Raw genomic sequence first — 24,710 nt, 5'->3', positions numbered from 1 at the left:
GTAAAAAGCTGAGGGGTGTTCTCCCCCAGCTTTACTTGCCTTCTTTCATTTTCGCTTTTAAAAAATAAAGAATCACATGAGCTGCCAGCCGGCTTGTCATGTCCCTGAAATCGACGGTCGGATCAATTTCTACGATTTCGATCCCTTTCACCTTTGGTTCTGCGCCCAGAAATGATACCGCATCGAATAAATCAGCCGCATCCATTCCGCCCGGTCCAATAGCCGGACACCCCGGTGCCTGAGCCTGGTCTATCACGTCCATGTCGACCGACACATAAATTGCATCCACCCGCTCACGCATGCGTTCCACCGCTTCAGCCAGTATACCGGTTACAGGCTTGTCACGGACATCTTTCATTGTATATATGGCAACTCCCTTTTCCTCAGCGTAAGCTCTGTAGGCTTTACTGTTTGAAAAATCCCTGATGCCTACTTGCACCAGATTTTGACCTTCAATTGTTTCAGTCTCCAGCAGACTGCGGAAAGGAGTCCCATTCGTCGGGCCGCCGTCCTCCAGGTTCCTGACATCATGGTGGGCGTCAAACTGGATCACCCCGACAGACCCTTTATGTTCAGCAAAAGCCTGAATACTCGGAAATGAGACAGAGTTGTCTCCTCCGAGTACGACGGGCAGCCATTGCGGATTATTTTTATACACATGGTCAAAGGCTTCAAATACACGGCGCTGAGACTGCTTAATATCTGTCACATGCATGGCAACATCGCCTAAATCACTTATAGTCATGCCACTGAGATCGGTATTGTCTTCAATGGCATACGTACTGAATCCTCCCAGTGCTTTACGGATCGTCCCCGGAGCAAAAGAGGCGCCTGAATGGCTGATAGATGACTTAGATAAAGGTGCGCCGATCAGCCCGGCTCCAGTAATTTCTCCATTGTCTCCGTCGGCCTCTTTAATTATTTCCGCCACTTTTGTCATCTCTGTATCTTTAAAAGGCGTGCCGGCTTTTTTCAAAAAAGGATAATCAGCCAATAATCTCCCTCCTTTGGTAAACGACCTTGCCATTCTTCAATACGGTATTTACATGATTCACCCCGTAATGATACGGAATGTATTTATAATTGGCTGCATCCCAAATAACAATGTCCGCATTTCGTCCCTCTTTCAGCTGCCCAGCCTGTTCTGTTCTTCCAATGGCATGAGCCGCATTGACTGTCACAGCGTTCCAGATTTCTTCAGGGGACATCTTCAGCTGCAAAGCGGCTATTGTCATAATAAGCTGCAGGTTTTCTGTCGGCGAACTGCCCGGATTAAAATCAGTGGCCAGAGAGACAATGACACCTTCTTCTATCATTTTTCTCGCTCTTGCATACGTGTGCTTCCCTAAATAAAAAGTCGTCCCCGGGAGAAGCACAGCAACTGTGCCCGACTCAGCCATCTTCCTGATCCCTTCATCGGTTGATCCTACTAAATGGTCGGCGGAAACAGCTCCGAGCCCTGCGGCCATCTCTGTCCCCCCGAGCGGATCGATCTCATCGGCGTGGATTTTCAGTCCAAATCCGTACTCCTTTGCTTTCTTTAAATACTTTTCTGACTGCTCGACTGTAAATACGCCTGTTTCAGTAAAGATATCGACATACTCAGCCAGTTTTTCGTCTTTGACCTGCTGAAGCATGCCGGCCATCTCTTCTAAAAAAACGTCTGGATGATCTTTATGTGATTTTGGAATAGCATGAGCTCCTAAGAAAGTGGAAACGAGATCCACCGGGTGCTTATCTTGCAATGTTTTAGTCACATAGAGTTGCTTTAGTTCAGTCTGAACATCAAGGCCGTAGCCGCTTTTAACTTCTGCCGTTGTAGTTCCTAAAGAAAGCATCCGGTCGAGGTAAAAAGAAGATTTACGGACAAGCTCCTCTTCTGAAGCGGCCCGTGTCGCTTCTACGGTAGACAGAATCCCTCCTCCCTGTTTCAAAATATCCAAGTAGGGCACGCCTTGCTGTTTAAGTGCCATTTCATGTTCCCGGGAGCCGCCAAAAACTGCATGTGTATGGGGATCAACGAGACCCGGGGTCACAAGTTTTCCCCCGCAGTCAATCGTCTCACTGGCCGTCAGCCCATACGCTTCTTCAGCTGTTCCTGTAAACGCCACTTTGCCGTCTTTAATGCCTAAAACTGCCCCTTCAATTACTTCTAATGTCTGCATCTCTTTGCCTGCTTTAGGCCCTGAAGAAGCCATCGTTAATAACTGGCCTATATTCGTCACCAGTACATCCATTGTTTCTGCCATATCTATCGCCCTCCCGTTTTATTTGTCATCCATTGGAATGGATACATTCTTCTCTTTTGCGACCTCTTTTGCTTTGTCGTAGCCTGCATCGGCATGACGGATAATCCCCATGCCGGGGTCTGTCGTCAGGACTCTGTCCAGTCTCTGCCGGGCTAAATCTGTGCCATCGGCAACCACTACCATGCCTGCATGAAGAGAATAGCCCATCCCGACACCGCCGCCGTGGTGGACAGACACCCAGCTAGCGCCTGCAGACGTATTTAGTAAGGCGTTTAATACCGCCCAGTCGCCGACCGCATCACTTCCGTCAATCATCCCTTCTGTTTCCCTGTTCGGGGAGGCAACTGATCCGCAGTCCAGATGGTCACGACCGATCACGACTGGTGCTTTCAGTTCACCTTTTCTTACCAATTCATTCATCGCCAGCCCCATTTTACGGCGGTCTCCGTATCCGAGCCAGCAGATCCTTGATGGCAGTCCCTGAAAGGCTACTTTTTCCTGTGCCATATCAATCCAGCGGCACAGCGGCTTATTTTCAGGAAACAGCTCTTTAATTAATCTGTCAGTCCGGTAAATATCTTCAGGGTCGCCCGATAACGCCACCCAGCGAAAAGGCCCTTTCCCTTCGCAGAAGAGCGGACGAATGTAGGCCGGCACGAACCCTGGAAAATCAAAGGCTTCTTTCAGCCCTTCATCTTTTGCTTCCTGTCTGATATTATTTCCGTAATCAAACACGACGGCTCCCCGCTTTTTAAACTGGAGCATCGCTTCCACATGTTTTTTCATACTGGCCTTTGCAAGTGTTATATACCGGGATGGGTCATCCTCACGCAGATTGCCCGCTTCTTCTACAGAGAGACCTTCAGGCACATACCCGTTCAAAGGGTCGTGAGCAGAGGTTTGGTCTGTGACGATATCTATCGGATAGTTTTTTGACAGGAACTCATGATGAATTTCTGCCGCATTGCCAACCAGTCCGACCGACAATGGCTCCCCTGCCTTCTTAGCATCAGTGGCCCATGCCATAGCCTGTTCCAGTGAATGCGTCATTTTATCACAGTACTTTGTTTCGAGACGCTTTTTAATCCGGTTTTCATCTACATCAACCGCTATGATTACTCCGTTATTCATCGTTACCGCAAGCGGCTGAGCCCCGCCCATTCCGCCAAGTCCTGCTGTCAGCGTAATGGTTCCTTTCAGACTTCCTCCAAAATGCTGGCGGGCTAATTCGGCAAACGTCTCATAAGTGCCCTGTAAAATCCCCTGTGTTCCGATGTAAATCCAGCTTCCAGCCGTCATTTGCCCGTACATCATCAATCCTTCTTTTTCCAGCTTATTAAAGTGCTCCCAGGTCGCCCATTTGGGAACGAGTACAGAATTAGACAGCAGGACCCGCGGTGCCTGTGCGTGGGTACGGAATTTCCCAACCGGCTTGCCGGACTGGATAAGCAGCGTTTCATCAGATTCTAAAGCTTTTAAACTCCTCACTATCGCATCAAATGACTCCCAGTTCCTTGCTGCTTTGCCTATCCCGCCATAAACAACGAGATCTTCCGGTTTTTCTGCCACTTCAGGATCAAGGTTGTTATGAAGCATACGGAGAACGGCTTCCTGTTCCCAGCCTTTACACTCTATTTCAGTTCCCCGTTTGGCATGGAGAACACGTTTTCCCGTTAAATTCATCTCTTTCCTCTCCTTTATTAAATTTGTTTAATTCTCCCCGGCTCGAACACCATCTTTTCCTCTTTCAGCCAGGACGACATAGCTTCGATATCCTTTGAAAAGACCCTGTCTTTCCGGATGGAAGGGACGATTTTTCTTCCATCTTCAAAAAATTTATTAGTGAGGGCAGCCATCTTGTCTGTTCCTCTGTATTCGACGCCCTGCATTGAACAGATGGCTTCAATAGCCAGTACGCGTCTCGTATTTTCCACGACCTGGTAAGCATGCCTAGACGCAATCGTCCCCATACTCACATGATCTTCCTGGTTTGCGGACGAAGGAATAGAATCCACGCTCGCAGGATGGGCCAATGTTTTATTTTCGGACACTAGCGACGCGGCAGCATATTGCATAATCATCGCTCCAGACTGCAATCCCGGCTCCGGACTTAAAAACGGCGGCAGATCGTTTAACTGCGGATTGACAAGCCGTTCAATCCGTCTCTCAGATATATTGGCAAGCTCTGCAACAGCAATTGCCATAAAATCCATAGCAAGTGCAATCGGCTGCCCGTGGAAGTTTCCGCCTGAGATCACTTTTTCCCCGTTATCGAAAATCAGCGGATTGTCTGTCGCCGCGTTCATTTCTATTTCGAGCTTCTCTTTTACATAATTGAGAGTCTGCCATGTTGCTCCATGTACTTGGGGAATACAGCGAAGCGAATAAGCATCCTGCACTCTTACTTCTCCTTGATTTGTTATGAGCCTGCTGCCTTCCAGATAACCGCGCATTCTTGCAGCCACATCCATTTGTTCCTTATAACCTCTTGCTTTATGGATGTCTTCATCGTATGCATCCTTTATCCCTTTAAGACCTTCCATTGTTACTGCAGCAATCAGTTCAGCCTGAAAGGCAAGCGTTTCCGCCTCCATATAACCTACGACTCCCATAGCCGTCATGGCCTGTGTCCCGTTAATTAAAGCCAGACCTTCCTTTGCAGTTAGCCGGATCGGGAAGACTTCTTCTTTAGTAAGAACATCCAGCGCAGGCAGCCTCTCGCCTTTGTAAAATACTTCGCCTTCACCTAGCAATACTAAGGCCAGGTGAGATAAAGGAGCCAAGTCTCCACTCGCCCCCAGAGAGCCTTTTTCAGGTATAACCGGGTGAATCTCTTTATTAACAAGGTCAATCAGACGTTCAATGACAACAGGCCGAACGCCGGAGTACCCTTTTAATAATGCATTGGCTCTCAGCAGCACCATCGCTCTTGACACCACTTCGGGAAAGGGGTCTCCAATACCGCACGCATGTGAATGAATGAGATTCAACTGAAGCTCTTCTGTATCGTTTTTATTAATAAACACATCGCTGAACTTGCCGAATCCCGTTGTAATTCCGTAGACCGTTTTTCCTTCCCGTACAATTTTCTCGACAGCCAGCCTGCTCTTCCTCACTTTTTTCATACTTTCTTCAGATGCTGCCACCTGTTCCTTTTTATAAAGAATTCTTTTCATCTGGGTAAAATCAAGCGTCTCTCCTGTCAGTGTGATCATTATTCTCCCTCCTCGCTTCCTTGCTCTACTGAATAAAAGTACAAAAAGGGGGCTGTATCAAAAAACGCTGACGTTTTTTGATACAGCCCCCTGAACTCTGCTAATCACTATAGGCTGTGTCTAAATATGATTTATGCCTAAACCAATTGTCTCATGTTCTGCCCCTTTCATGGGGGCCCCGATTGTGCCATATAAAGAGACTGCAATCCATTCTCCTTCTTCGCTGCTGTCATAAGGCTCGCCGCGAACAATAGCAAAACTTAAACCGACTGTACGAAGAACAGAGCCGAGCTGCACCTGCCCTCTCGTCACCCCATGCAGGGCTTCGATAATCGCATGGTAAAGGGCATGCCCTTCTCTGTATACACCGGCTTTGACAATTCCATTTTTCCTAGCTGCTGTTTCAATCGCAGCTACCACTTTACTTGCTTCCATAGAGCCTACTTTCCCTGTACATGTCGTCCAGCCCAGCTCATTAACAATTTCTGCAGTCTTTTCCTTATCGTCGTCAAGCAGCATCAGCACTGCCAGACGCCCTATCCTTCTCTCTTTATTTAATGACATTCAAACCCATCTCTTTCCTGCCTTCTAATAGCTAATATCTGAAAGGTCTCACTTACTTTTATTGTAAGCGCTTACCGGAAAGGAGTCAATTATCATTTGCTGGCTCGTTTTTGTACTGCTTTCCGGGCTTATGTGTATTTTTTTAATATCAGTGACTTTCATGCCCTAAACAGAATAAAGATAACTATAGCCCTGATAAAAGCTATAGTTATCAGTGAATGGGGATATTATAAAATATCAAGCTTGGCAATCAGGGCTATAAGAAGCTGTAATAGAACCTGAATATTTACGGCTGCCTGAGTATCCGTCGTCTTCACATCTACATTTCGTGAATTTTCAATGACTGTTTTCTGGAAAGACAGCTGCTTTGTTTTAGCTGTCTGCAGCAGATCCTGCGTCACCTTTTCGGCTTTGCTGCTGTCTGCAATAGAGATATGAATAATGAGCGCTATCGCTGCCTGCAGTGCTGCCTGAAGGGAAACAGCTGCTTTTGTATCTGTGGTTGAAACTGTGATGTCACAGGAATCTTTAACAAAAATATAATCTTCAGACACCTGTAATGTTTTATTAACCTGGTCCCCGCTTTGAGTGTCATCATCCTTCATAGGATGGCAGTGATTTGGATCTAGCGCAGACCACTTAACTGACTTGTCATTTCCTGAATAATGAATTTCCTGATTCATTTTTTATTTTCCTCCTTTCTGTTTACTTTAATGTATTCGTTTTATTTCCATTCGTTTGGACAAACTGACTAAGTCAGGTTAATCAATTTAATTAGCTTAAGGTAAATACGTTTTAATATTTCTGGTATCGTTTTTACTCCTTCTTATTATTCTGCTTTTTCTTTTTGGTTCTGTCTGAGGAGACGGCTCTGTTGGTACTGAAGATCTGCTCTCTTTTTTTTCCGTGTTCCCCGTGTTCCCTTCTGTTACTTGTTTTCTGCTGTTTTCAAGAAATGCGTTTGCCTCTTCCGTCAGCTGATCTACTACTTCTCTCAATTTTTTCCTGTCTTTTACTGAAATGTCTGCTTCCTCTTCGACTCCATGTTTAGCAAAAACCCGGTCAACCATCAGTTCAAGCAATTTTTCCTGAGATTTCTTCATTTTAATCATCCTTTTTAATCTTTTAGTAATACACTATGTCCAAATTGATTTTCATGTGTTATGGAGGTTGCGGATTTTTCCATTATTAAAGTTAAGGAACCAATTTTTTCAGCGGATAAGAAGGTATGTAATTCACATGATAATGATGTGGTCACAGATACTCGACCATCATTTTTAAAAGACTGAGGAGGATGAATATGGGAATCTTAAGCGGAAATCAGCAGAACGAACCATTACATTACGGTGAAATATTCAGTACATGGACATATTCTCATGCCATGAAGGCGGCCATTGCCACTTATCAGGTTTACGAAAACCATTGCGGTGACGTCGACCTTAAAAAATTTATCCGTGATGTAATCAATACAGCACGTGATGAGGAAACACAAGTTGACCAGGTATTAAAAGCTAACGGCATCGGACTGCCTCCAAGCCCTCCTGAACGCCCGCAGGCGTCTGTAGAGGAAATTCCTCCGGGAGCGCGTTTTAACGATCCTGAAATTGCGATGCACATTTCAACAGACATGGCTGCCGGGCTTGTATCCTGCAGTCAAGCAATGGCTCAATGTACGCGTGAGGATATTGCCATTATGTTTGGCCAGTTTCACCAGCAGCGTTCTCAGCAAGCTCTTAGACTCCTCAAACTCAACAAGGAAAAAGGCTGGTTAGTACCTCCGCCATTAGAAGTGGAAAGACCACATCAAATGCAAACCACCTGATTTTCCTCCTCCCGTTTCATGCGGGAGGACTTTTTTATAAAAAGTGTACATATTGAGAAAATGCCATTATTTACTGGACAGACATTCTCTCCGCCTTCACAATGATCAGTAAAGACACTTTAAAGGAGGAAAATCAGATGACTGACCAGTTTAAAACATTTTTAGCAAATGGGAACGGCGAGGGAGAGATTGTAAACCGCACCTTTGATGATCTGCCTCAAGGAGAAGTGACAATCCGGGTACATTATTCCGGTGTAAATTATAAAGACGGCTTAGCCATGAATGCTAAAACAAAAGTAGCTAAAGGCTATCCGCTTGTCCCTGGTATTGACTTAGCCGGTGAAGTCACGGCGTCTGAAGATCCTGCTTTTACTGCGGGCGATCTAGTGATCGTTACAAGTTATGAGCTTGGCGTTGGTCATGATGGAGGGTACAGTGAATATGCCCGTGTGCCTGCTGAATGGGTCGTCCCTCTGCCTGAAGGGCTGACCACAAGGGAAGCTATGATTATCGGTACAGCCGGATTTACTGCTGCTCTGTCTGTCCACAGGCTTGAAGAAAGAGGGCTGACTCCTGAAGATGAACCTGTATTAGTGACAGGTTCAACAGGCGGAGTGGGCAGTATGGCCGTGGCCATGTTAAGCAAGCGCGGCTACTCGGTAACAGCCAGTACCGGAAAAGAAACAGAACATGACTATTTAAAAAAATTAGGCGCAACAGACATTATCAGCCGGGAAGAAGTAACGCCGGAGAAACAACGGCCACTACAGGTGCAAAGGTGGGCCGCAGCCGTAGACCCGACAGGCGGGAAACCTTTGGCTTCTATTTTAAGTTCCGTTAAACAAGGCGGGGCTGTGGCGGCAAGCGGCCTGACAGCAGGAACAGAACTTCCTCTAACAGTCATGCCGTTTATTTTAAGAGGGGTAGACTTGCTTGGAATTGACTCAGGATTCTGTCCAATGGATGTTCGAAGAAAAGTCTGGGAAAGAGCAGCCACAGACCTGAAGCCTGATCATCTGGATGAAATTGCCTCAGAAATCAGCCTGGAAGAATTATCAGGGGCTTTGAAAGATATCCTTGAGAATAAAGTAAGAGGACGGGTATTAGTTAAACTTTAACGGATGCGCGAAGAGGACGAGACAAAAGAATAGTAATCATAAAGAAAGCCGAACAAATCTTATGATTTTTGTTCGGTTTTTCGCTTTTGTACTTATTAAAAAATTAACTCTGATAAATAGTAATGGCAGTGATTTCAGTCCACCAGGCGGACGCTTGCCCAGGGGCTTGTATTTTTAATCTGTCGGTTCACTTCCGGCGAAGGCTTACCCAAGGGCTTGTCTTCGTTCACCGGAAAAATAATGTATTTAGCGGTGCATTTTTATACAGGATTAGCTAAATTCAACTCAGCCTGGAGCTGCGTTGAATTGGATCTTCAGACTGCGCTTAATCCTGTGGCGTCGCCGCCTTCTGTCCTTCAATCAAAAATCAGAGGCTATTTAATAATTCGTAAAACTAAAAGTAACCCGCCTGTCTGATAAAAATAATTGTTCGTCCTTTACAAACTTGTCTTTAGTTTTGTCTCAGCCTTTTTTTCTCCAAATAAAAGCCATAATACTGTAAAAAAGATCAACGCTGCTGCTTCCATTCCTAACAAGTACCAAGGGTGAGGGCCGAGAAAGTCCAGAAGACTTGCGCCTGATGGTTTTCTCATAATAAACCAGTAGTTCCCTCCTGTCGCCAGGTTAACTGCATAAATAACCGGCAGAAGCACATTTAAAAAAATTAAGGATTTCCATACACTTTTAAACGTTAATGAGTATTGTCTCATCCATAAAAAATAAAACGCTGCCCAGATCACCATCATGTGTGTGTAAAAAAAATGCCAGAAACGGAAATGGGGCCAGCCGTAATCCAACACAGGTGTCACAAGCGCCTGAAGCGCCCCACCGATCCCTGCCATAAACACCAGCTCAAATAAATGCCTGTTTCCCGTCAACAGCAAAATAATAACGAGGAGTACACTGATATTGCTCAGTTCAAGCGGAAGTGCGTGGCTGACATTCCAGTTGCCTGTACTTATAAGCCATCCATGATAGCCTAACTCAAACAGAACGAGAGAAAGACCGAGAATTATTTCTGTTTTCCTGTAAGATGCCGCACCTTTTAAACGGCCTGCTGCGTAAAATCCAGCTGTTATAACGAAAAGAATAACAATCATTATTCCATGCTGCAGTGAAAACATTGTAAACGGCGTCTCAGAAGCATCTCCGCTAAACCACATAGCTAATCCTCCCTGATGCTTAATCTGGCTGTTGGGCGAAAACTACAGCTCCCCGCGCTCCATCATTCCTATGAGCGGAGAATGTTGAGCTGTGAATTGGGAGGCTGCCCTTTCGCTTATACCCTCCGCTGCCTCATTTGCCTCTTTTATCTTCGCCCGTTCATTCAAAGTCAGGATTTGACGGTCTTTCATTATAAACTTTCCATCGACCATCACATGTGCCACTTCACTTCCATTAGCTGAATAGACAAGGTTAGGTACAATATTTCTAACCGGCTTGCTGATAACAGGAGACATGGAAGGTGATTCAAGGTCGATAAAAACTAAATCCGCTTTTTTCCCTTCTTCAAGAGATCCTGTTTCATAGCCAAGTCCAATCGCTTGGGCTGCCTCAATTGTTGCCATCCTGAGTGCTTTAGTGGCTGTAAAAACAGCCGGGTCTTTTCTTTTCACTTTATTTAAAATAGCTGCAAACTTCATTTCGTTAAACATATTGTTACAGTTATTTCCCGGCGCCTGGTCTGAGCCGAGAGCAGCAAGGCCTCCTGCTTCAGTAAATTCCAGCACGGGCGGGACGATCCCGTCGATAATTCCGATGCTTCCAGAACAATTAATCATAGAAGCACCTGAGGCTGCAACCATTTCAGTCTCCTTTTTTGTAGCTTCTGTTAAGTGAACAGCTAATAAGCGGTCATTTAAAAATCCTTCTTCATGCAGGAAAGGTATCGAACGTTTCCCGTACCTTTTTTCCATTTGTAAAATTTCCCGGTCACCCTGACAGACATGCATATGCAGCTTTGTATCGTATTTTTCTGCCAGGCTCTTCGTTTCTTTAAGCAAGTCAAGGCTCATCATATCCGGCCCATGGGGACCGAACAGGCATGTCACTTTTCCATTGGCTGCCCCGTGCCATTTATCCATTAACTTAATATTATTTTGAAGTTTTCTTTCCCCGATCGCAGGGTCAAACGGATAAAGCTCTCCTGCCGGAAGATCACCAATATCTTTGGGAATTTCATTGACCATCTCAGCGATACTCGCCCTGGCGCCAATTTCGGCATAGTTCTCTGCAATCTCATTCATATTTGCATCATAATCACAGAATGTAGTGGTACCTGCTTTTACTCCTTCAATGATATTTAGCATAGACCCTTTAAGATGATCTTCATCGGTTACATGCTTCATAAACGGCCAGAGGCCTTCCTCCATCCACCCGGTGATATCCTGGGCTACTCCCCGAAGTATGGCAAGGCCTGTATGAATGTGGGCGTCTATGAGCCCCGGCATAATGAGCTTCCCTTTAGCATTCACTTCTTCCTCAGCCTGGCAATTCCTCATCACTTCTTCGTATGTGCCTGTTTTTATAATACGGTTACCTTTAACAGCAACCGCCCCGTCTTCTATCATTCCAACTCCCCGGCCTTTCATCGTCATAACGTAAGCATGAGTAAATACGACATCTGCTTTCATTTTATCCTCCTTAAAACTAGTATTATTTTCCTTTAAATTTTCGTTCCACACTACTTTTATTCCTGTTTTTTTGTAAAAATAATGTTCTCACCACTTTAATCAAGTATAATAAAATTACTAAACAATGAAAAACATGTAACAAAGTATTACAGGGGGATAACAATGAGAAAAAGGAGTTTGTCTTTAGCCGGCTTACCGATTGTACTCTTATTGCCAGCGTGTGCCGTTGAAGACACAGACCACATTATTGAAAACGCTGTGGCCGCTCAGGAAAATCTGGAGAGTTATTATGCTGAAGTAGTCAGTACTTACTCATTTGAACAAGAGGAAAACACAATAAATTATCAGGAGTGGCATGTGAGGCCTGAAAAACATCGTATGGAAATGGATGACGGCTATATCTATGTATCTAATGGTGAACAGTCCTGGTCATATAATGAAGAGGAAAACACGGTCTCGGTATTTGAGAACTTAGGGGAAATGACAGAGGATCTGCCTGACGAGTCAGATATGATGCGTGAGATGCTTACAGAGATGATGAACTCCAACAAGGTGAAGGCTGAGGGAAAGGAGACGGTTGCTAACCGTCCCACTATCCACCTTTCTTTAAGCCCTAAAGGAAATGAAGCTGCTGAAAAGATGAACGGCCACTATGAGATCTGGATTGATGAAGAAACGTATATGCCTCTAAAAATGGTCTGGGAAGACGAGAATTTTCATTCTGAAACTGTTTATGAGCATATAGAATTCAATATTGATCTGGAAGAAGACTTATTTACTTTTGAAATTCCTGAAGGAGCCGAAATAGAATCTGTCGATCACACACCAGAATCCCTTACTCTGGAAGAGCTTCAGAACGAAACAGAGGCCGAGATTCCTGAGCTGACTGAAATTCCTGAAGGCTATGAATTTCAGGACGCCATGCACTTTAAAGATTTTGGTGAAAGCATGATAGAGTATATGAACGATTCAGGAGAATACTTAATTTTATCTGTATCTGAAGAAAAACGCGGGATAGAGGAAGAAAAGGAAGATGAACTGCTGGAAATAGGCCGGTACGTAGGGACCTACTCAGATGTGTATGATATGCAGTTTCTTTCCTGGGACACCGGCAGGTTCCATCTTGAACTCATCACATCAAGTGAAGAACTATCTAAAGAGGACCTGGTCGGGATCGCAGAAAAAATTGAGTAGCACAAAAAGGCTTTACCATAATTGCTAAGTGAATCATGTTATCTCCCCTCCTTATTTCCGTCCGGATATTGGAGGGCTTTTATTTTTGCCAAAGGAAAGAAGGGCTGCAGCAGCGCTTAAAAGTGTCTGCAGACCGCAGAAGGTTCGACGCAGCCATTAAAAATCCCCAGCCGTAATGGCTGGAGAGGAATATACTTTCCATTTATTTCAACTGGTTTAAAGACTCTCTGTTAAATGCTTTAAGGTCATCAGGGGTACGGCTCGTTACGAGGTTGCCGCATACGACAACTTCTTCATCAAATACATTAGCCCCTGCATGGCGTAAATCCATTAAAATAGACTTAAATCCTGTCACTTTTCTGCCGCGAAGCACGTCAGCTGTAATCAGCAGTTGAGGTCCATGACAAATAGCGAATACAGGCTTGTCCTTTAAAATAAAATGCTTTGAAAATTCTACGAAACGCTCGTCAGCTCTTAATAGATCAGGTGAAAAGCCCCCTGGAATAAACAGCGCATCGTAATCTGCAGGATCAGCGTCTCCAATTCCTACGTCAACTGTTTCTTTCGCTTCACCGTTTTTGCCTTCTACTTCTTTCCCCTGTTCAGATCCAATCACTGTAACTTCGTGACCTTCACCCTTCAAGGCATCTAATGGGGAAGTATATTCTGAATCCTCAAACATACTTGTCATTACACATGCTACTTTACTCATATCAGACAGTCACCCTTTCTGTAAAATTCATCAATTGATATATACCCTTAGGTTTTTAACATAAAACGTTCCTGAATGATCTTAAAAGTGAGTCAAGGGCGTGTCACTTTAAGTTTAAGCAGTTATTCATTTTTGTGATTGAAGGACAAAAGGTGGCGACGCCACAGGGATTAAGCGCAGTCTGAAGATCCAATTCAACGAAGCTTCAGGCTGAGTTGAATTTAGCTGAAGACAAGCCCCTGGGCAAGCGTCCACCTGGCGGACTGAAATTAATGCTTTTCTATAAAAGAACATCCGAGCAAAATTTTGTTCAGATCTCTTTATGATTACTATTCTTTTGTCGCCTTATAAAATATCTGATAAAATTATTACTTATCTTTAGTTTTATCCTCGCCACCTGTGAAAACCTTACATTCCACTTTCAATTAACTTTTTTTACATATAAAAAGAACTGCTTGCCAGCAGCTCTTTTATAACACAGTTATTGGCACATCATCATCTTAATTGAACAATCAGGATATTTTTGCTTCATATTTTCATAATAATAAATTCGGCTTTTTTCGGATTTAAAATTAATTTCCAATAATTGCTCATCACTTTTTTTCTCATCCAGAGGTTTCTCATTTCCGTCACGGTCTAACACGATCACTTTATATTTTTTCACGAATGACCCTCCCTTTTGTATTCTCTTTGTAATATTCTTTTACCCGCACATAGGAAAATTAATCTCACACTGTGAAGATTTTGTAAAAAATATAACAAAAACTAAGGCTTAATGCCGGTAAATCTGGCGAAAAGCCTTAGTTTCTCCCTGTACTTTAATCCTTTGAACAAGATAAATGTGTAAAGACCAGCCTTAATACCAGGCTGGTCTTCAAGAGTGATTATTGACGGGAGAGGTAACAAATACAAAGTAACCGATATCTTCAGCAAAATTCCAGTCTACAAATGTGTCAATAATCTTCCGGTTTAAAATTTTTTCAAGTTTTTCCTGGTCGATCATTCTTTTTTCCATCGGGCGTTTCGTTAATTTCAGTTCTTCGGTAAAATCATTTTTTATCAGTTCTTTTTCAACAGTCACTAATATTCCCGATCTTTTAGTAACGATTGTTCTGTCGTTTAACCAGTAGACTTCTGTTTTTTCAGGCATCTTCTGGCCTCTTTTACTTGCTTCATTTATCTCGTTATAAAATTTTTCCTCCAGAGAAGAAGGCAAGCCGGAAACATTCGGTTCTTTTTCCCCTTCAGGCAGCCAGCCGAATATCATGCCTGACCGGTTTTCAAGGTTCCAGTCGTAATGAAGATCCTTTACATTAATGTCAGCTATCTCTTTCAGTTTAAATATAATATCGTTTAACAGTTCCTCCAGCAACAAATCCCGCGTTTCTTCTACCCGCTTTCTCTCGCCTTTCTCCAGAAGGACCCTCTCCATTGACGCCAGAAAATCACGTAAATAAATCGTAATAAAGGGAGATTTGATTGTTACGAAAACAGACGTCGGACCTTTTCCAAACTTGTCCCTGATCAGCCTGCCTATGTAACTGGAAATTTCAGAGTATGTCTGAGAGTTGTGTGTTGGCATAATGTCACACCCTTTATTATTCTTATCAATTCCCTCTTATTATATCTTAATTCACAGTTATTAAACAGCCCATCTGTATCTTCAATTAATCCATAAACTCTGGTTTAACGGCCTTCAAATGACAATACCCGCATTCTTTATACCCGTCGTCTGAAATTAAATTTTTAAGGTATCCTGCATAATGAGTGAATTCTCTTTTTTCCAGCGGTGTTTCGTGAAAGCGGCATTTGTCATTGGCAAAAGTTGTTCTGTGAATAAGTTTCTGTTCGTGGTCAATTAAATAATTCATTCCTGCTCCCCTTTCCGAAAAATAAAAAAGCCGAAAAGGATACACGTCACGTGCACATCCTTTTCGGCTTATGTACGGCTCTTTTGTCCGCAGCATTTCCACCTGTCTATTTGTATTTATATATATTTTAACAATTTTTTTAAAATAGAATCTCAGAAACTCTATTGTTTCCCAAGCAAAGACAATTTTACTATAATGGAGAAACAAGTTCAAGCAAATATCAGGCTGATAAATTAAAAGATTTATTTATTATTACACTTTAAGGAGCTGGTATGATGATTAAAGGTCTCGCACACATCGCCTTAACTGTTGAAGACATGGAAAAATCGTTACACTTTTATACGGACATCCTCGGGTTGAAGCACGCATTTCAAGTAAAAGATGATAAGGGCCAGCCATGGATTGAATACGTTCAGACCGGCCCCCGCCAATTTATTGAACTTTTCCACGGTGGAAAAAACAAGCAAGAGTCGCTTGACCGGGAAATTGGCGTTCACCATCTATGCCTCCTGGTTGAGGAGGTTAACCGCGTCGCAGATCACCTGGAGGGGCAAGGTGTCTCTTTAGATATAAAACCTAAACGGGGAAAAGGCGGAAACTATCAATGCTGGGTGAGGGACCCGGACGGAAATAAAATAGAATTTCTTCAGCCTGATGCGGATTCCCCACACATGGCTGACTGATTTTTATAAGATGCTGAGACAAAACTAAAGACAAGTTTGTAAAAGACGAACAATAATTTTATCAGACATTTTATAATATGGGTCACTTTTAGTTTTGCCACATATTTTATAGCCTCTGCTTTTTGATTGAAGGACAGAAGGCGGCGACGCCACAGGGAGTAAGCGCAGGCTGAAGATCCAATTCAACGAAGCTCCAGGCTGAGTTGAATTTAGCTGAAGACAAGCCCCTGGGCAAGCGTCCGCCTGGCGGACTGAAATCAGTCCTTTTCTCAAAAAGAACAGCCGAACAAAAATTATAAGATTTATTCGGCTTTCTTTATGATTACTATTTTTTCTCTCAGCCTTTTGATTAATACGGTTCCCACTTTACCTGGCGTGCCTGCTTAAACCTTGCAGCCACATTATCCCAGTCAATGACTTTCCAGAAATTATCCACGTATTCTTCACGTTTATTTTTATATTGCAAATAATAAGCATGCTCCCAGACATCCAGGCCTAGCAGCGGGATCATATCCTGCTGGCTCAGCAAATGATGGAATTCCGCCTGCAGAATTTCCAGGCGACGTGCTCTCGGTGCCCAGACTAAAAGGGCCCAGCCGACTCCCTGTACTTTATTTGCTGCTTCGCTGAAATGCCTTTTAAAAGCATCAAAACTTCCAAAATCCTGTGTAATTTGCCTGAGGAGCTGACCAGACGGCTTCCCTCCTCCTGCAGGACTCATATTCTTCCAGAACATCGTATGAAGATAATGACCGGCTCCATGGAAGGCCGCCTCTCTTTCCCAATGTCTGATTAAATCAAAATCATCTGTCTCACGGGCTTTTTTCATTTCCATCTCTGCTTTATTTAACCCGTCCACATAACTCTGGTGGTGCTCCTGATGATGCAGTCTCATAATTTCTTCTGCAATTACCGGTTCTAACGCATCGTATCTATAGGGCAGGGGCGGGAGCCTATGTTCTCCAGGCGGAATTCTTCGATTATTTCCGCCAGTCAGTTCAGCCCGGCTGGCGCCGTAAAGTGACCGCCAATGTTCGTAAGATTGGGAGAGACGGCTGACTTGCTGTGTGAAAACTTGCTGGAGCTCCTCGTTTTGCTCATCCTCCAGGAGTTTCCCTCTTAAATTTTTTAAAGTTTCCAGCTCCTCAATAACCCTTTCTTTTTCCTCTGAAAAAGGATCCTCAGAGCGGATACTCACTCCTTTTTCCAGCCTGGTCATCCACTCATCCACTTCACTAACGTATAAATTCCAATCATTACTTACATCCACTTATTTCACTCCTTCATTTCCTGATAAATTGCCCATTCCCTTATTCAGAGATATCCTATGAAGGAGCAAAGTTTCGGGTGCCTGCCCTCACTTGCCTTTAAACGTCCACAAAAAAGACCGAAGCCTCAGCTCCGGTCTTTATCTGTAGATGAACGGTTTTTCGTCTTGTCTTTATTTTTGCCTCTCTGCTCTTCCTCTTCGTATTTTATATCTTCGAGAGGAAGTTCATCAATCGGCATCTGTTTCTGATCCCGTTCCATTTGCTTTTCTTTACTGCTCTTAAAAGCACTTTCTTTTTCATTTTTATCGTGTTTATCCGGCATGCTGACCCTCCTGTCCATTGTTTCTTCTTAAAGAACAAGAAACACACTCATAATCAACCGGTAACTTTCTTAGTTAGAGCAAGCTTAATAAAAGACTCACTACTACAATTGCACCTATAATCATTAGAATAGTCCGTAACATATTTTTCAGCTCCTTCTTAATTGATCATGTTAATTAACCGGTTCCCATTACAGAAAAAAATTAAACAAATCTAATAAATTTCTTTATAATTTAACCTTAATATAGCTTCCCGTGTTTATATAAAAGAAGAAATAATTGCTTTAAAGCCTTTAAATAACACGTATTTCTGATGTCAGGCAGTCTGTCGTTAAAATAATCAGGAAATACTTTGTCACAGGTTTTAGACAACTGGTCGTACATTTCAATCAGCACTTCATCTTCGGTATAAAACCTGGTAATGCGGTCCTGCTTCCATTCAAGGTAAGAGACCAATACACCTCCTGCATTAGCAAGAATATCAGGAATAACAACCTTGCCTGCTTCGTGTAAATAACTGTCGGCTTCAGAAGTAATAGGAGCATTGGCTCCTTCTACGAGAATATCTGCTTTTACTTCCTTCATATTTTTCTCTGTTATTTGATCTTCAATAGCAGCTAGTATAAACACGTCCATATCAAGTGTAAGGATGTCATCCCTGTGAAGAGGGACGGCCTCCACTTCCGCCTCCGATAGTTCCTCTTCTGTTGCAGGCAGCTGATGATGCTGCCGATGATAGGCGAGAAGCCTGTCTATATCCAGCCCGTTTTCATTATATAAAGTGACAAGATGATCGCTGACCGCCACTACATGGTGGGCGGAATGCCGGCAGTGATAAGCCATGTAAGCTGCCACTCCTCCAACATTTCCGAAGCCTTGCACTGCAAGCCGGACCGGCTGTCTGTTTTTATGCTGTTCGTAAATTCGTTTCAGAACATTAAATTGCTTCCTGTGGACTCCGTCTTCAAGATTCAATTCCTCTTCCTGCTGTTTTCCGGCCCATTCATTTACAAGCCATAAATAAGTATGGTAAACCCCTTTCCCAGTTGCTTCCCTTCTCCCAAATGCCCCGCCATTCTCAATACTTTTACCTGTGAACGCACCTAAGTAGTTCTGCCCGGGGTGAATTGTTTTATATTCTCCTATCATCCAGTCCATGACTCTCTCATCCGTCCCCATGTCTGGAGCGGGGATATCGCGTGTCGGTCCTATATCCGGGGCAAACCGCTGAACGTACTTTCTGGATACCATATTTAATTCTCTTGGTGAAAAATCCTTTGGGTTTATATCAACTCCACCTTTTGCTCCTCCATAAGGAAGGCCGTGGAGCGCATTTTTCAAGGTCATTAGAACAGCCAGGTTTTCTACTTCTTCTTCATTTACTCCTTGGCTGAACCGGATCCCGCCTTTATAAAATCCGGCAATGTTATTATGCTGGATTCTGTAGGCAGGAATTCTTACAATTTCCCGGTTATCCTTAGGGACCCTTATATAACTTTTAATTATTTTATCTGTCGTGGTGAGAACTTCTTTTCCTGAATCGAAGACCTTTTGGCGGCTTTCCCCTTTTTCCTCAGTGAGAAATTCTTCCTCTTTATACAGCTGATCCATTATGGCTTCAATTTTATTCTGGGTCTCCTTAATGGACATCGACTCATTCCTTTCTTTATTTTAGTAAGCGCTATCATTTGTTTTTCCGCGTTTCCAGGAAATTTAAACCAGACAATTAAGCATTTTGAACACCAACAAGAGGCTGGGTAAAACTAAATACAAAGACGAACAATAATTTTAAAAACCTTTTATAAAGTGTGTTACTAAAAGGACAAGCCCCTGGGTAATCGTCCGTCTGGCGGACTAAAATCACTTCTTTTCTCAAAAAGAACAGCCGCACAAAATTCGAAAATTTTGTGCGGCTGTCTTTATGAGTACTATTCTTTTGTCCCAGCATCAGGTATGCTTATATCCTTATCTATTTGGAGAAAACCCCTGGTCCCGGGCCATTGCTCCTGCAACTCTCGGTGCAAGCCAGAGCATTGGCAGCAGAATAAGCGAAACAGGAACAGCCGTAAAGACGATAAAGGACTGAAGGGCATCGATACTCCCCTCGCCGATAAATAACAATACAGCAGCCACAGCACCCATAATAACGGCCCAAAAGACACGCAGAACACTTGAAGGGTTTCCCCCTCCGGTTACCGCCATAGAGATAGTGTAAGACATTGAGTCACTCGTCGTGGCAACAAACACCACCGTTACCAGCAGGAAAGCAGCCGCAAGGGCTGTTCCAAACGGAATTTGCTCAACAATAGCAATCATTGCCGCCGGCATTCCGCCTTCATTCAATGGATCCGAAACAGAACCGGCATTTTTAAGTTCATAAAAGATACCGGAGCCTCCTACTACAGAAAACCAGAAGTTGGTTACAATCGGGGCGATGATAGCAACAGCTGTAACAAGCTCGCGGATCGTCCGTCCTCTGGAAATCCTGCTGATAAAGATAGCCATCATCGGCCCGTAGCCTATAAACCAGCCCCAGAAAAAGATTGTCCAGAAAGACAGCCATTCACCGTCTCCCCGGTATAAGCTGTTTACAAAGAAGTCGCGCATATAAACTCCGAATGAGCCAATAAATGAATCGAAAATAAATGCTCCAGGTCCTAATAAGAGTACGAGTACAATGAGTATAAAAGTAAAAATGATATTAAATCTGCTTAAGATTTGAATACCCCTGTGTACCCCGGTCACTGCTGAAATCGATGCAATAGCAATAAGTCCAAATATAATAATCAGCTGAGTCAGAAAAGTATTAGGCACTCCGAAAAGGACATCCATCCCGTATGCAGCCTGCAAACCTAAGAAGCCAATTGGCCCGATCGTTCCTGCAGCAACTGCAATTATTGAGAAAGCATCCACCATCGTACCGAAAACACTTTTCTTCATTATTTTCTCACCGAAGATCGGGTAAAGGAGCGTCCGCGGTTTAAGCGGCATGCCTTTATTAAAGTGTCCGTACATAAGCACAATAGCGCTCAGAGTACCTAAAATTGCCCATGCTAAAAATCCCCAGTCTAAAAACGATTGTGTAAGGGCTGGAACGACCGCCTCGGAAGTCCCCGCACTTACATCGTCATACATAGGAGGTGTGGTTAAAAAGTGGTACATAGGTTCAGCCGCGGCCCAAAACACACCACCTCCCGCAAGCAGCGTACACATAATAATTGAAATCCATTTAAATGTACTCATTTCCGGCTTGTCCAGGTCACCCAGTTTAACTTTTCCATTTTTAGAAAATGCAATAAATAAAGCAATTAGAAACGTAAGCAGCATTAACACTTGCCAAAAAGCCCCGAAATAATCTGTAGAGAACTGAAATGACGCGTTTACTACGTCTCCTACTAACGTGGCATTTATTACAGAGGTAATGACAAAGACTAGAAGCAGCCCTCCGCTAATGGCCATTACCGGCCAGTCAATTTTATGTTGTGTATCCAAAATTAGCCTCCTAAATAATATATTAATAGTTTGGTTTTAATAGTGTTTTAAGCACACAAGTCGCAATTATAACAGAGTGAATACAAAAAGCAATGGAAGTAACTTGAAGAAAGAGGAGGCTGTGACAGTGCACACTTTGAGGTTATTAGGCATAGTGTGGGATAAAAAGGGGGCGACGTGCGATGTATTGGCGTAACACTTACTGTGGACAGAACTGGCGCAGGCAGTACCCGCCGGTAGATCCGTCCTTATTCCAACAGTCCTTACAAACGTATGCTTCTCTTACTGCTCGAGGAAACCTGTTAATTGAACGATTACTTGCTTCACCGGAGACAATGCAGCAATTAATGGAAGCCGCACAGGCAGGCCAGAACGAGACAGTCAACCGGATCGTTCATGCCGCGGCAGGCACAACAGACATAACCACTTCATACACACCGATGTCTGTTACTTTCAATTTAACTGCGGATACTCCACAACTCTCTCCCTGCTGCCGCATGACCATGAACCTCAGGTGGGGATAAACAAAGGCCGCAAAAAGAAAGCCGCCCCTTTAAGGAACGGCTTTCCAGAATCAGGTTTATCCTTCCTGTTCTTCAATGCCCATAAAGACATCAGTCGAAAACTCGACCATCCATTCATCCGGTTCAGAGAGGGCGACCTCTGTCCCTTCATATTCTCCCAGAAGGTCCCAGGATCCAGTCACGAAAATTTCGGCCACAGTCCCTGCTCCAGCTGTGTCTACTTCTACGTTATCTGTATTCCATCGCATGATCCCCTCTTCTTCCATTGCCGGCTCTACATCAGAGACATCTCCGAAAGTCGGATATCTTTCTTCATCTTCCAGATCACCTTCTAATTCGTATTGAAAGCTGACCTGAACAGCACTAATCTCATCTGTTTCAACACCCGGTGCCTGATAGTTCCCCGTTGCCGAACCGGATTCTTCCATTTCTCCTTGTTCAGGCGATTCTATAAACTCCAATCGTTCTGTATCCTGAGCCGTGGAAATGACTTCAAATGCTTCTTCTAATTCATCAAGAGAGACATCTTCCGCTTCTTTGCCCTGCTCGTCTGACATCTCTTCAGCTTCATCAGTCGATACAGTGAGGCCATAGTCGCCAGCAAGTTCGTCAACTTCTTCCGAAGCGGTGCTCTCATCATTGTTTTCATTATTCAGCAGGTTATTATTCTCGCCGTTTTCTCCGCCTTCTCCGTTATTGTCTGTTTCGCACGCCATTAAAACGAGCGGAACAGTCAACGCTAATCCCGCAGTTTTCATATAAGTTTTCATGTGCAACACCCTTTGTAAGTAATAGTTCTTCATCTATGTCTTTAACCCAATAAGCAATCAATTAATCATGTTTTTAATTTCTTATGTTAAAAGATAAAAAGCCCAGCAATTATTAAATCATAACTAAAAACGGCGGTCAATCCGCCGTTTTTCTTCTGCCTTTAAAAGCTTCGCACTTAACCTTGGAATGTATATGACGGGGCACCTTTTACTCCAGGTTTTATTCTGAATATTCCGCCAGCATGAGGCTGCCTGTCCAATTCCTCTTCAGTTAATCCTTCCCTTGCTGTGGTAATATAAAGTTCATCAAGATTTTCTCCTCCAAATGCGCACGAGGTGACATTGCTGGCAGGCATTAGAACTTCAGAAAGACGATCTCCGTTATCCGGATTAAAGCGTACAACCTTTCCTCCATGGAAAAAGGCGATCCATAACATGCCTTCTTCATCGATTGTCATTCCGTCAGGACTGCCCATATCTTCCGGTATAGTAATAATCGTGCGTTCTTCATCAATGCTGCCTGTTTCCCCATCGAATTCATAAGATCTGATTTTTTTAGTTTTCGTATCAATATAGTACATTTTACTTTTTTCAGGATTCCAGGCTAAACCATTGGAAACAGTAACGTCCGAAATCATAAGATTGACTTTAAAATCATGATCCAGCCGGTAAAGGTTTGCTTCTCCATGTTCACCCTCCAATACCATTGTTCCTGCCCAGAACCTTCCTTGGGGATCGCACTTCCCGTCATTAAACCGGTTACCCTGAAGGTGGGCCTCGGGGTTCTCTACAGGTGTTAGTTCTTTAGTCTCCTTACTATACGTATAAAAACCGCTTTCCATAGCCAAAACCAGTCCGCCATTTTCTCTCGGCACCACTGCTCCGACCTTTTCTCCAACATCCAGACTCTCATTTTCCCCTGTTTCCGGGTCGAACGCATTAACCGTATGGCCGTTAATATCTACCCAGAGAAGCTTTTGGGATTTTGCATTCCAGCTTGGGCCTTCCGCCAAGGCAGCTTTAGCATCCAAGACTAATTCCGGTTCAAACAATTTAATTCACCTCACAATTAATAAATTTGCTTGTTGTCTTTTGTGCTTTCTTGTTTTACACAAAAAATAATAGGGTAGCAGAAAGCTGTAGAAAGGAATGGTAATATGTTTTCCACTCTGTTAATTGTTTTCACTCTCATATTTCTGACAGCAAATGTCTACTATTTTTTTACTAATAAATCCTATAAAAAGAGTTACATGGATTCTGCTCTATTATTTAAACTTTTTCTAATACTTACTGCTCTCACCTTCGGCTTTGCCTGCCTTTACTATTTACTGTCTTTAGAACAGCCGATTCTCCGGATAAATGACCCGACAGACGAACTGGTCGATATGACGTTTGGAGACGCCCTGTATTTCAGTGGAGTCACAATGCTTTCTGTCGGTTACGGGGATCTTGTACCAATAGGAAGTGCCCGCTTTTTCTCTCTCATTCAGGCCGCTCTTGGATTACTGCTTCCTGCTTCTTACTTTTTAAAAGCAATGAACAGTTCGAATTCGGAAGAGGAGGAAGGATAATTCCTCCTTATCTTACCCGGCCTCTTCAATATGAAACTCCTGCTTAATATACTCGATAAAATCAGTCACTTGACTGAAGTTTTTATCGGGACTGTCAGAAAATGTTTCTGACTGAAAGTAAGGCAGCCACTGAACCCCAATTGTGAACACTCCGGCTTCCATCCCTGCTTGTATATCTGCGTCGCTGTCTCCCGCAAAAAGTGCCTCCTCAGATTTTACGCCTAATTCTTTTAAAGCTGCGTACACCCCTTCAGGATCCGGTTTTACTGCTTCTACGTCCTCACCTGTGATGAAAACATCGAAAAAATCACTTATATGAAGAAGTTCCATAGAAAGATGCAGGCTTTTGGCGGCCTTTCCTGTCACAATTCCTAATTTTATATTATTTTGTTTTAACAATTTTAATAAACCATCAATGTCTGAGTTCCTCTCTACGTATTCGTCATGCTTTTCTTTATAGACCGAATAATACAGTTCAATGGCTTCCTCTTTATCCGGATGGCTAAGATTGTCTCTGATAATGTCTGTTTCTGGCGGTCCAAACATATCTTTAATTTCTTCTTCTGAAAGCTCTTTTCCATCAAACTCCTTAAACACGCTGTAGAAAGAGTGAATACATAATGGAAGAGTATTAGCTAAAGTTCCGTCAAAATCAAATATAAATGCTTTCATAACCATCACCTTCCGATAAATTAATCCGG

26 protein-coding genes are annotated in these 24,710 nt (G+C 43.4%); 6 read left to right on the top strand and 20 right to left on the bottom strand.

Features of this window, described 5'->3' with window-relative positions; genetic code table 11:
• Positions 1-31: 31 nt before the first annotated feature.
• The 7 genes from hutG to K8O68_RS16605 form a co-directional block, all read right to left on the bottom strand.
• Positions 32-994 (bottom strand): formimidoylglutamase, encoded by a 963-nt coding sequence (hutG, locus tag K8O68_RS16635; protein ID WP_255717298.1) that lies wholly within the window; start codon positions 992-994, stop codon positions 32-34.
• Positions 987-2,249, bottom strand: a complete 1,263-nt coding sequence (gene hutI, locus K8O68_RS16630; RefSeq protein ID WP_230897919.1) for an imidazolonepropionase — start codon at positions 2,247-2,249, stop codon at positions 987-989. The genes hutG and hutI overlap by 8 nt, the downstream gene beginning before the upstream one ends.
• Before the next feature lie 18 nt (positions 2,250-2,267).
• Positions 2,268-3,932, bottom strand: coding sequence for a urocanate hydratase (gene hutU, locus K8O68_RS16625; RefSeq protein ID WP_230897918.1), 1,665 nt, complete (start codon positions 3,930-3,932; stop codon positions 2,268-2,270).
• A 17-nt stretch (positions 3,933-3,949) separates the two neighbouring features.
• Complete coding sequence (gene hutH, locus K8O68_RS16620; protein WP_230897917.1) at positions 3,950-5,464, bottom strand: histidine ammonia-lyase; 1,515 nt, start codon at positions 5,462-5,464, stop codon at positions 3,950-3,952.
• 120 nt (positions 5,465-5,584) lie between these two features.
• The gene (gene hutP, locus K8O68_RS16615; RefSeq protein WP_230897916.1) at positions 5,585-6,028 is read right to left on the bottom strand and encodes a histidine utilization transcription antiterminator HutP; all 444 of its coding nucleotides are present in this window, start codon (positions 6,026-6,028) and stop codon (positions 5,585-5,587) included.
• 227 nt (positions 6,029-6,255) lie between these two features.
• Positions 6,256-6,711, bottom strand: a complete 456-nt coding sequence (locus K8O68_RS16610; protein ID WP_230897915.1) for a spore coat protein — start codon at positions 6,709-6,711, stop codon at positions 6,256-6,258.
• Positions 6,712-6,807: 96 nt separating this feature from the next.
• Positions 6,808-7,131 (bottom strand): hypothetical protein, encoded by a 324-nt coding sequence (locus tag K8O68_RS16605; RefSeq protein ID WP_230897914.1) that lies wholly within the window; start codon positions 7,129-7,131, stop codon positions 6,808-6,810.
• Positions 7,132-7,328: 197 nt separating this feature from the next.
• Here K8O68_RS16605 and K8O68_RS16600 point away from each other — a divergent pair, with 197 nt between their 5' ends.
• Complete coding sequence (locus K8O68_RS16600) at positions 7,329-7,850, top strand: DUF3231 family protein (RefSeq protein ID WP_093052248.1); 522 nt, start codon at positions 7,329-7,331, stop codon at positions 7,848-7,850.
• Positions 7,851-7,987: 137 nt separating this feature from the next.
• Entirely contained in the window at positions 7,988-8,968 is a 981-nt protein-coding gene (locus tag K8O68_RS16595; RefSeq protein WP_230897913.1) for an acrylyl-CoA reductase family protein, read from the top strand.
• Positions 8,969-9,405: 437 nt separating this feature from the next.
• On the opposite strand, the gene K8O68_RS16590 is transcribed toward K8O68_RS16595, so the two are convergent.
• Positions 9,406-10,131 (bottom strand): YwaF family protein, encoded by a 726-nt coding sequence (locus K8O68_RS16590; protein ID WP_230897912.1) that lies wholly within the window; start codon positions 10,129-10,131, stop codon positions 9,406-9,408.
• Between the two features lie 42 nt (positions 10,132-10,173).
• Complete coding sequence (locus tag K8O68_RS16585) at positions 10,174-11,601, bottom strand: amidohydrolase family protein (RefSeq protein ID WP_230897911.1); 1,428 nt, start codon at positions 11,599-11,601, stop codon at positions 10,174-10,176.
• 162 nt (positions 11,602-11,763) lie between these two features.
• Here K8O68_RS16585 and K8O68_RS16580 point away from each other — a divergent pair, with 162 nt between their 5' ends.
• The gene (locus K8O68_RS16580; RefSeq protein WP_230897910.1) at positions 11,764-12,795 is read left to right on the top strand and encodes a LolA family protein; all 1,032 of its coding nucleotides are present in this window, start codon (positions 11,764-11,766) and stop codon (positions 12,793-12,795) included.
• A 202-nt stretch (positions 12,796-12,997) separates the two neighbouring features.
• On the opposite strand, the gene K8O68_RS16575 is transcribed toward K8O68_RS16580, so the two are convergent.
• The 4 genes from K8O68_RS16575 to K8O68_RS16560 all read right to left on the bottom strand — a co-directional run bounded on the left by K8O68_RS16575 (position 12,998) and on the right by K8O68_RS16560 (position 15,378).
• On the bottom strand, positions 12,998-13,507 hold the full coding sequence (locus K8O68_RS16575) for a type 1 glutamine amidotransferase domain-containing protein (protein ID WP_230897909.1): 510 nt from the start codon (positions 13,505-13,507) through the stop codon (positions 12,998-13,000).
• A 481-nt stretch (positions 13,508-13,988) separates the two neighbouring features.
• Positions 13,989-14,171, bottom strand: coding sequence for a hypothetical protein (locus tag K8O68_RS16570; RefSeq protein ID WP_230897908.1), 183 nt, complete (start codon positions 14,169-14,171; stop codon positions 13,989-13,991).
• 210 nt (positions 14,172-14,381) lie between these two features.
• Positions 14,382-15,089 carry a Na-translocating system protein MpsC family protein gene (locus K8O68_RS16565; RefSeq protein WP_230897907.1) on the bottom strand — a complete coding sequence of 236 codons (708 nt, stop codon included), beginning with the start codon at positions 15,087-15,089 and terminating at the stop codon, positions 14,382-14,384.
• Between the two features lie 85 nt (positions 15,090-15,174).
• Positions 15,175-15,378 (bottom strand): hypothetical protein, encoded by a 204-nt coding sequence (locus K8O68_RS16560; RefSeq protein WP_230897906.1) that lies wholly within the window; start codon positions 15,376-15,378, stop codon positions 15,175-15,177.
• Positions 15,379-15,650: 272 nt separating this feature from the next.
• Between K8O68_RS16560 and K8O68_RS16555 the strand changes: the two genes are divergently transcribed.
• Positions 15,651-16,061 carry a VOC family protein gene (locus K8O68_RS16555; RefSeq protein WP_370640539.1) on the top strand — a complete coding sequence of 137 codons (411 nt, stop codon included), beginning with the start codon at positions 15,651-15,653 and terminating at the stop codon, positions 16,059-16,061.
• A 349-nt stretch (positions 16,062-16,410) separates the two neighbouring features.
• Here the strand turns inward: K8O68_RS16555 and K8O68_RS16550 are convergent, their stop codons facing one another.
• The 4 genes from K8O68_RS16550 to K8O68_RS16535 form a co-directional block, all read right to left on the bottom strand.
• Positions 16,411-17,331 carry a superoxide dismutase gene (locus tag K8O68_RS16550; protein WP_230897905.1) on the bottom strand — a complete coding sequence of 307 codons (921 nt, stop codon included), beginning with the start codon at positions 17,329-17,331 and terminating at the stop codon, positions 16,411-16,413.
• 125 nt (positions 17,332-17,456) lie between these two features.
• Positions 17,457-17,654, bottom strand: a complete 198-nt coding sequence (locus K8O68_RS16545; RefSeq protein WP_230897904.1) for a hypothetical protein — start codon at positions 17,652-17,654, stop codon at positions 17,457-17,459.
• A 238-nt stretch (positions 17,655-17,892) separates the two neighbouring features.
• A complete protein-coding gene (locus K8O68_RS16540; protein WP_230897903.1) occupies positions 17,893-19,302 on the bottom strand; it encodes a Glu/Leu/Phe/Val family dehydrogenase in 1,410 nt (469 codons plus the stop codon).
• Positions 19,303-19,617: 315 nt separating this feature from the next.
• A complete protein-coding gene (locus K8O68_RS16535) occupies positions 19,618-21,111 on the bottom strand; it encodes a BCCT family transporter (protein WP_370640541.1) in 1,494 nt (497 codons plus the stop codon).
• A gap of 215 nt (positions 21,112-21,326) precedes the next feature.
• Here K8O68_RS16535 and K8O68_RS16530 point away from each other — a divergent pair, with 215 nt between their 5' ends.
• Positions 21,327-21,668: a YuzC family spore coat inner layer protein gene (locus K8O68_RS16530; RefSeq protein WP_230897902.1), complete on the top strand. Its 342-nt coding sequence runs from the start codon at positions 21,327-21,329 to the stop codon at positions 21,666-21,668.
• A 56-nt stretch (positions 21,669-21,724) separates the two neighbouring features.
• Here the strand turns inward: K8O68_RS16530 and K8O68_RS16525 are convergent, their stop codons facing one another.
• Together K8O68_RS16525 and K8O68_RS16520 are read right to left on the bottom strand one after the other, a co-directional pair.
• Complete coding sequence (locus tag K8O68_RS16525) at positions 21,725-22,438, bottom strand: hypothetical protein (RefSeq protein ID WP_230897901.1); 714 nt, start codon at positions 22,436-22,438, stop codon at positions 21,725-21,727.
• 176 nt (positions 22,439-22,614) lie between these two features.
• Complete coding sequence (locus K8O68_RS16520; protein WP_230897900.1) at positions 22,615-23,490, bottom strand: SMP-30/gluconolactonase/LRE family protein; 876 nt, start codon at positions 23,488-23,490, stop codon at positions 22,615-22,617.
• A 105-nt stretch (positions 23,491-23,595) separates the two neighbouring features.
• Between K8O68_RS16520 and K8O68_RS16515 the strand changes: the two genes are divergently transcribed.
• Positions 23,596-24,009: a potassium channel family protein gene (locus tag K8O68_RS16515; RefSeq protein WP_230897899.1), complete on the top strand. Its 414-nt coding sequence runs from the start codon at positions 23,596-23,598 to the stop codon at positions 24,007-24,009.
• 12 nt (positions 24,010-24,021) lie between these two features.
• Here the strand turns inward: K8O68_RS16515 and K8O68_RS16510 are convergent, their stop codons facing one another.
• Positions 24,022-24,681: an HAD family hydrolase gene (locus tag K8O68_RS16510; protein WP_230897898.1), complete on the bottom strand. Its 660-nt coding sequence runs from the start codon at positions 24,679-24,681 to the stop codon at positions 24,022-24,024.
• Between the last annotated feature and the right edge of the window lie 29 nt (positions 24,682-24,710).

The organism is Salipaludibacillus sp. CUR1 (genome assembly GCF_021028955.1).
Lineage (GTDB): Bacteria > Bacillota > Bacilli > Bacillales > Salisediminibacteriaceae > Salipaludibacillus.
Note: the sequence above shows the minus strand (reverse complement) of the source record. Positions and strands in the feature narration are given on the sequence as shown.

Excerpts from the sequence above, each read along its gene's own strand:
- hutI (WP_230897919.1), bottom strand. The coding sequence starts at position 2,249 with ATGGCAGAAACAATGGATGTACTGGTGACGAATATAGGCCAGTTATTA.
- hutU (WP_230897918.1), bottom strand. The coding sequence starts at position 3,932 with ATGAATTTAACGGGAAAACGTGTTCTCCATGCCAAACGGGGAACTGAA.
- hutH (WP_230897917.1), bottom strand. The coding sequence starts at position 5,464 with ATGATCACACTGACAGGAGAGACGCTTGATTTTACCCAGATGAAAAGA.
- hutP (WP_230897916.1), bottom strand. The coding sequence starts at position 6,028 with ATGTCATTAAATAAAGAGAGAAGGATAGGGCGTCTGGCAGTGCTGATG.
- K8O68_RS16610 (WP_230897915.1), bottom strand. The coding sequence starts at position 6,711 with ATGAATCAGGAAATTCATTATTCAGGAAATGACAAGTCAGTTAAGTGG.
- K8O68_RS16605 (WP_230897914.1), bottom strand. The coding sequence starts at position 7,131 with ATGAAGAAATCTCAGGAAAAATTGCTTGAACTGATGGTTGACCGGGTT.
- K8O68_RS16600 (WP_093052248.1), top strand. The coding sequence starts at position 7,329 with ATGGGAATCTTAAGCGGAAATCAGCAGAACGAACCATTACATTACGGT.
- K8O68_RS16595 (WP_230897913.1), top strand. The coding sequence starts at position 7,988 with ATGACTGACCAGTTTAAAACATTTTTAGCAAATGGGAACGGCGAGGGA.
- K8O68_RS16590 (WP_230897912.1), bottom strand. The coding sequence starts at position 10,131 with ATGTGGTTTAGCGGAGATGCTTCTGAGACGCCGTTTACAATGTTTTCA.
- K8O68_RS16585 (WP_230897911.1), bottom strand. The coding sequence starts at position 11,601 with ATGAAAGCAGATGTCGTATTTACTCATGCTTACGTTATGACGATGAAA.
- K8O68_RS16580 (WP_230897910.1), top strand. The coding sequence starts at position 11,764 with ATGAGAAAAAGGAGTTTGTCTTTAGCCGGCTTACCGATTGTACTCTTA.
- K8O68_RS16575 (WP_230897909.1), bottom strand. The coding sequence starts at position 13,507 with ATGAGTAAAGTAGCATGTGTAATGACAAGTATGTTTGAGGATTCAGAA.
- K8O68_RS16565 (WP_230897907.1), bottom strand. The coding sequence starts at position 15,089 with ATGCCAACACACAACTCTCAGACATACTCTGAAATTTCCAGTTACATA.
- K8O68_RS16560 (WP_230897906.1), bottom strand. The coding sequence starts at position 15,378 with ATGAATTATTTAATTGACCACGAACAGAAACTTATTCACAGAACAACT.
- K8O68_RS16555 (WP_370640539.1), top strand. The coding sequence starts at position 15,651 with ATGATGATTAAAGGTCTCGCACACATCGCCTTAACTGTTGAAGACATG.
- K8O68_RS16545 (WP_230897904.1), bottom strand. The coding sequence starts at position 17,654 with ATGCCGGATAAACACGATAAAAATGAAAAAGAAAGTGCTTTTAAGAGC.
- K8O68_RS16540 (WP_230897903.1), bottom strand. The coding sequence starts at position 19,302 with ATGTCCATTAAGGAGACCCAGAATAAAATTGAAGCCATAATGGATCAG.
- K8O68_RS16535 (WP_370640541.1), bottom strand. The coding sequence starts at position 21,111 with ATGGCCATTAGCGGAGGGCTGCTTCTAGTCTTTGTCATTACCTCTGTA.
- K8O68_RS16530 (WP_230897902.1), top strand. The coding sequence starts at position 21,327 with ATGTATTGGCGTAACACTTACTGTGGACAGAACTGGCGCAGGCAGTAC.
- K8O68_RS16525 (WP_230897901.1), bottom strand. The coding sequence starts at position 22,438 with ATGAAAACTTATATGAAAACTGCGGGATTAGCGTTGACTGTTCCGCTC.
- K8O68_RS16515 (WP_230897899.1), top strand. The coding sequence starts at position 23,596 with ATGTTTTCCACTCTGTTAATTGTTTTCACTCTCATATTTCTGACAGCA.
- K8O68_RS16510 (WP_230897898.1), bottom strand. The coding sequence starts at position 24,681 with ATGAAAGCATTTATATTTGATTTTGACGGAACTTTAGCTAATACTCTT.